Annotated in this window: 6 protein-coding genes and 1 pseudogene; 5 read left to right on the forward strand and 2 right to left on the reverse strand. The window is 68.7% G+C overall.

The window, feature by feature from the left end:
• Positions 1–204, reverse strand: a 204-nt coding sequence (locus tag HUU96_RS10435; protein WP_217430313.1) for a 2-amino-4-hydroxy-6-hydroxymethyldihydropteridine diphosphokinase, incomplete at its 3' end; no start/stop codon positions are given.
• A 25-nt stretch (positions 205–229) separates the two neighbouring features.
• On the opposite strand from HUU96_RS10435, the gene HUU96_RS10440 reads away from it, so the two are divergent.
• Together HUU96_RS10440 and HUU96_RS10445 are read left to right on the forward strand one after the other, a co-directional pair.
• Positions 230–895, forward strand: coding sequence for a uracil-DNA glycosylase (locus tag HUU96_RS10440; protein WP_174292747.1), 666 nt, complete (start codon positions 230–232; stop codon positions 893–895).
• 10 nt (positions 896–905) lie between these two features.
• Positions 906–2426 carry an aminotransferase class I/II-fold pyridoxal phosphate-dependent enzyme gene (locus tag HUU96_RS10445; protein WP_254605179.1) on the forward strand — a complete coding sequence of 507 codons (1521 nt, stop codon included), beginning with the start codon at positions 906–908 and terminating at the stop codon, positions 2424–2426.
• A gap of 30 nt (positions 2427–2456) precedes the next feature.
• Here HUU96_RS10445 and HUU96_RS10450 read toward each other — a convergent pair whose 3' ends face one another.
• Positions 2457–2711 (reverse strand): DUF6894 family protein, encoded by a 255-nt coding sequence (locus HUU96_RS10450; protein ID WP_174292744.1) that lies wholly within the window; start codon positions 2709–2711, stop codon positions 2457–2459.
• A gap of 167 nt (positions 2712–2878) precedes the next feature.
• Between HUU96_RS10450 and HUU96_RS10455 the strand changes: the two genes are divergently transcribed.
• The 3 genes and pseudogenes from HUU96_RS10455 to HUU96_RS10465 form a co-directional block, all read left to right on the forward strand.
• Positions 2879–3658 carry a Crp/Fnr family transcriptional regulator gene (locus HUU96_RS10455; protein ID WP_174292745.1) on the forward strand — a complete coding sequence of 260 codons (780 nt, stop codon included), beginning with the start codon at positions 2879–2881 and terminating at the stop codon, positions 3656–3658.
• Positions 3655–4992, forward strand: a complete 1338-nt coding sequence (locus HUU96_RS10460) for an ABC1 kinase family protein (protein ID WP_174292746.1) — start codon at positions 3655–3657, stop codon at positions 4990–4992. The genes HUU96_RS10455 and HUU96_RS10460 overlap by 4 nt, the downstream gene beginning before the upstream one ends.
• Positions 4989–5479: pseudogene (locus HUU96_RS10465) on the forward strand (hypothetical protein); the annotation flags it as partial. The gene HUU96_RS10460 and the pseudogene HUU96_RS10465, both read left to right, overlap by 4 nt.

The following is a 5479-nucleotide window of genomic DNA, read 5'->3' on the forward strand; positions in this document are numbered from 1 at the left end:
GTCGCTGGCGATCAGCGCGGCGGCGTTGGCGAAGGTGCGCGCCGAGGGACCGACCGGCCTGGTCGCGAACACCGGCGACACCGCGACCGTCGCGCCGATCGCGGCCAGTGCGGCCTGCACCTCGTCGGCCGGCGTGCCGTGACGGCCCCGGCGGTTGGAGCCCAGGCCGATCAGATATTGGCCGCTCGGGATGGTTGCCGTCATCGTCCTCGCCCCTTACCCGACGGCGATGCACTTCGCACCCAGCCCGATCCCCGCCACCGAACCGCCGCGCGACTGCCCGCTCTGTCCCCGTCTGACCTTGTTCCGCAACGAGCTGCGCGTCGAGCATCCCGACTGGTGGAACGCGCCGGTCAACGCGCTGGGCGATCCCGACGCCTGGCTCGCCATTGTCGGCCTCGCGCCCGGCAAGCACGGGGCCAACCGCACCGGGCGGCCGTTCACCGGCGACTATGCCGGCGAGCTGCTGTTCGCGACCCTGACCAAATACGGCTTGGCGAGCGGCACCTATCAGGCGACGCCGGAGGACGACCTGGCGCTGCACGGCGCGATGGTCATCAACGCCGTCAAGTGCCTGCCCCCCGCCAACAAGCCGACGCCCGAGGAGATCCGCACCTGCCGCCCGTTCCTGGAAGGGCAGGCGCAGGTGCTGTCGCGCGCGCGCGTGTTCGTGGCGCTGGGCCAGATTGCGCACCAGTCGGCGGTGAAGGTGCTGGGCGGCCGGCTGCCCAAGGCCAAGTTCGGCCACCTTGCCGAGCATGTCATGCCTGACGGCCGGGTGCTGATCGACAGCTACCACTGCAGCCGGTACAACCAGAACACGGGCAGGCTGACGACGCCGATGTTCGAGGCGGTGTTCGCGCGGGCGGTCGAGCTGCGGGCGGCGCTCGCCTAACGGCGAGGCGATGACGATTGTCGGGCGCGCGGCGGGAACGCTAAGCCCGCTCGCGACTTCGGTGCGGATGGATCAACAGCAAGCCCCCATCCTCGAAGCCCTGGCGGCGATCGAGCGGCGTACGGTTCACGGCTTCGGCGCGCCCGGCCATCATCAGGGCACGGCCGTCCCGCGCGAGCTGCGGCGGCTGCTGGGGCGGCAGGTGTTCGCCGCCGATGTGATCACCCCCAAGGGGCTCGACGATCGCACCGAGAGTGGCCACGTCCTGCAACGCGCGCACGAGATCGCGGCGGAGGCGTGGCACGCCGAGTTCTGCCGGTTCGTTACCGGCGGCTCGACCCAGAGCCTGCACACCGCGCTCGCCGCCGTCGCTCGTCCCGGCGATACGGTGCTGTTCGCCGCCAACGTTCACAAGGCGGAGCGGGCGCACGCGCTGGCCACGGAGCTCAACGCTGTCATCGTGCCGGTGATCGTCGACGAGGCCTGGGACATCGAGCATGGCGTCGCCGTCGCCACGCTGATCGAGGCGCTGGACGCGCATCCCGGGGCAAAGGCGTTCGTGGTGGTGTCGCCGACCTATTTCGGCGTGACCAGCGACATCGCCGCGCTGGCCCATGCCTGCCACGCTCGCGGCGTGCCGCTGATCTGCGATGCGGCCTGGGGCGGCGCCTTCGCCTTTTGCGAGGCGCTGCCGCCGGACGCGCTCGCCAAGGGGGCCGATGTCGCGGTGTACAGCCTGCACAAGACGCTGGGCGCGCTGACGCAGGGGTCGGCGCTGCTTGCCCGCGGCGAGCTGGTTGACCGCCAGCGACTGTGGATGGCGTATGAACTGTTCCAGACGACCAGCCCGTCGGTGCCGATCCTGGCCAGCCTCGACGCGGCGCGGCGCGAACATGCGCTGCATGGCGAGGCGGCATGGACCAAAGTGCTGGCCCGCGCCGCCGACCTGCGCCGGCGGCTGGCGGCGATCGATGGCGTTCGGACGTTCGGTGAGGAGCACCTGCCGGACGGCGCGATGCTGGACGCGACCAAGGTGTTGATCGACCTGTCGACCTGGGGCGTGTCGGGCTATGCCGTCGACGACTGGCTGAACCAGCAGTACCGGGTCAGCGTCGGGCTGTCGGAGGCGCGGCATCTGCTCGCGATCGTCTCGCCCGGGACGACGGCGGCCGACGTTCGCGCGCTGGTGCGCGGTCTGACCGAGTGCGGGAAGCAACTGGCGGCGGGGACGCTGGAACTGCCGGCGATCGCCGACACGCCGGGCGTGGGATCGCTGTTGGTCGAGATGGCGATGGATGCAGGCGCCGCGGTGTTCGGCCCGGTCGAGCAGGTCGCGCTTGATCGGGCGGCAGGGCGCGTCGCGGCTGAGACGATCGCGCCGGCTCCTCCCGGCGTGCCGCGGCTCGTGCCGGGGCAGCGGATCAGCGCCGCCCATGTCGCCTGGCTCACCGCCCAGCGCAATCTCGGCGCGTTCCTGCTCGATCCTCTCGACCCAGCCGAGCGATCGGTACGGGTCGTCGCGTCCGGCTGATCGTCGTCAGCGGCCGATGGGGGCCGCCCTTCAGCAGCCGTCGACGAAGGTGATCGACAGCGCCTCGGCAAACGGCACCGCCATCAGCGCGACACCATCGCCGTCGCGGATCGTGATCGCACAGCCGAGGCATAGGTTACCGCTGCCGACCTCCTCCGCCATGATGCCCCGCGCGGCGGCGATGGCGTGATGTCGCGCCGCTTCCAGGCTTTCCAGCTCCGCCCCTTCGTCGTCGATCACCGAGCCACGACCGCATTCGTGCAAATCGAAGTAATAGCGGGTCACCCGTCGATCTCCTCCAGTTGATCCTTCAAGTCGTCGATCGGCCGAGAATTCTAACGGTCTCCAACCGTCACGTTGTCGAGGGTATCGACAGCCTGAAGGTGATAAGCTGCGAAGCCGCTGGCAATCATTGACATACTTCAATAAAAGCCAATAACTTTCGTTTATTTATGTCGGTAGTAAGCTGGTGTAAGCGCGACAATGTGAGCAATGCGTTTGTGCAGAAACTCAGCGGCTTGAGCACGCTGGAAAGGAGCGAGACCAGCGCTCTCGAAGCTGCCACTTCTCATGCCCGTCGGTATCGCGCCAAACAGGACCTCATCCGGGAAGGGGATGAGCCCGGGCCGGTATTCGTCATACTCAATGGGTGGGCGTGCCGTTACAAGATCCTGCCGGGCGGATCGCGGCAGATCATGGCGTTCCTGATGCCGGGGGACGCCTGCGACCTGCATATGAACATGGTGGCGGCAATGGATCATGGTATCCAGGCGATCACCGAAGCGAAGGTCGCAGCGATCTCACGCCCTGCCATGGATCAGATGATGCGCGAATTTCCCGGGGTCAGCCGCGCGCTCTACATCGCCCAGCTGATCGATGAAGGCACGATGCGCGCCTGGATCGTCAGCATGGGCCGCCGCAGCAGCATCGAGCGGGTCGCGCATCTGATCTGCGAGCTCTACCTGCGGATGCGCAACATCGGCCTGCGTACCGAGGGGGTATTTGCGCTGCCCTTGTCGCAGATCATCCTCGCCGATGCGCTCGGCATGACGCCCGTCCATATCAATCGCGTCCTGAAGGAATTGCGGGAAGCGGGGGCGATGGCGTTGAAGCGCGGGCACCTGGAAATCCTCGATCCGGTCAAGCTCGTCCACATCGCCGGGTTCGACGAGAACTACCTCCATCGCCGCATCAGCCAGTCGACTCGGAAGCCAGAACTGGCAGGCCAGTGAGCGACGACATTCCCGAACGGCGCGACCGGTCGATTCCTAGCGGCCGGCTGTCGCGCCTTGGCCATTTCGGGCGTCTTGCCGGCGGTGTCGCCGGCGGGATGATCGCGGAGGGTGCGAGGCGCTTGGCGGCGGGCGAGCGGCCGCAGCTTGGCGACCTGATCCTCACGCCGGCCAATGCGAAGCGCGTGACCGAGCGCCTGTCGCACCTGCGCGGCGCGGCGATGAAGCTGGGCCAGATGATCTCGATGGACGCCGGCGACATGCTGCCGCCCGAACTGTCGACGATCCTGGCGACGTTGCGCAACCAGGCCTATCGGATGCCGCCGCAACAGCTCGACACGGTGCTGAAGGCGCAATGGGGTGCCGACTGGCGGCGGCGGTTCGCGCGGTTCGAGGCGTCGCCGATCGCGGCCGCGTCGATCGGCCAGGTTCATCGCGCGACCCTGCCCGACGGGCGGGTGCTCGCGATCAAGGTGCAATATCCCGGCGTGCGCGAGAGCATCGCCTCCGACGTCGACAATGTCGCGACGTTGCTGCGCGTGTCCAACCTGCTGCCGCCGACGCTCGACCTCAAGCCCCTGCTGGCGGAGGCGAAGCGGCAGCTGGCGGAGGAGGCCGATTACCTGCGCGAAGGCGAGCAGATGCGCGCCTATGGCGAACGGCTGCGCGGTGACGGGCGCTACGTCGTTCCCGCCCTGCACGAGGCGCTGACCACGCCCGGCGTGCTGGCGATGGACTTTGTCGAGGGGCAGCCGATCGAGGGGCTGATCGACGCGCCGCAAGCGGTGCGCGACGGCGCGATGACGGCGCTGATCGACCTGGTGCTGCGCGAGCTGTTCGTGTTCGGCGTCATGCAGACCGATCCCAACTTCGCAAATTACCGCTGGCAGCCGGACACCGGCGCGCTGGTCCTGCTCGACTTCGGTGCGACGCGTGCGGTGCCGGAGGCGACGGCGGCGTCGTACCGGGCGCTGATCAAGGCCGGGCTGGTCCACGACCGCGACCGCATCAGGGAGATCGCGGTCGAGACCGGCTTCCTCGGCGCTCACGCGATCACCGCCCATCGGGCGTCGGTCGACCGGATCATCGCGGCGGTCGACGATACGATGGCGCGGCCTGGGCCGTTCGACTTCGGCGATCGCGCGTTCGTGCCGGTAGTGCGCGAGGAGGCGCAGGCGATGCTGCAGGACCGGGGAACGTGGCACGTCCCGGACATCGAGACCCTGTTCGTGCAGCGCAAGGTCAGCGGCACCGCGCTGCTGGCGGCGCGGCTCAAGGCGCGGGTCGATGTCACCGGCCTGGCCGCGGCGGCGATCGGGGGCGTGGCGGCATGAAGGCAGCAGTGGTGACGGAACTGGGCAGCGCTCCGACGTTTGCCGACTTCGCCGAACCTGTCGCCCAAGGCTCCGAATGTATCGTCCAGGTCGAAGCGGCGGCGATCAAGCAGCTCGAACGCGCGATCGTCGCGGGCACTCACTACAGCAGCCCCAAGACCCTGCCGATCATCCCCGGCGTTGATGGAGTAGGGCGTCTGGACGACGACAGCCGCGTCTATTTCATGGTCCAGCGTCGGCCCTTCGGAGCCATGGCGGACCTTGCGCCCGCCGCCTGGACGGTGCCGGTGCCCGATAGCCTGGATATCACGCACGCGGCGGCGGTGGTGAACCCGGCGCTCGCGGCGTGGCTGCCGATCGCCTATCGCGCGAAGCTGCAGGCGGGCGAGACGGTGATCGTGCTGGGCGCGACCGGCACCGCCGGCCGCATGGTCGATGGCCCGTTCACCAGCTTCGCCGCGATCTGCCGGCTGGACGAGGGCGAGCG

Source organism: Sphingomonas bacterium (genome assembly GCF_903644135.1).
Taxonomy (GTDB): Bacteria; Pseudomonadota; Alphaproteobacteria; order Sphingomonadales; family Sphingomonadaceae; genus Sphingomonas.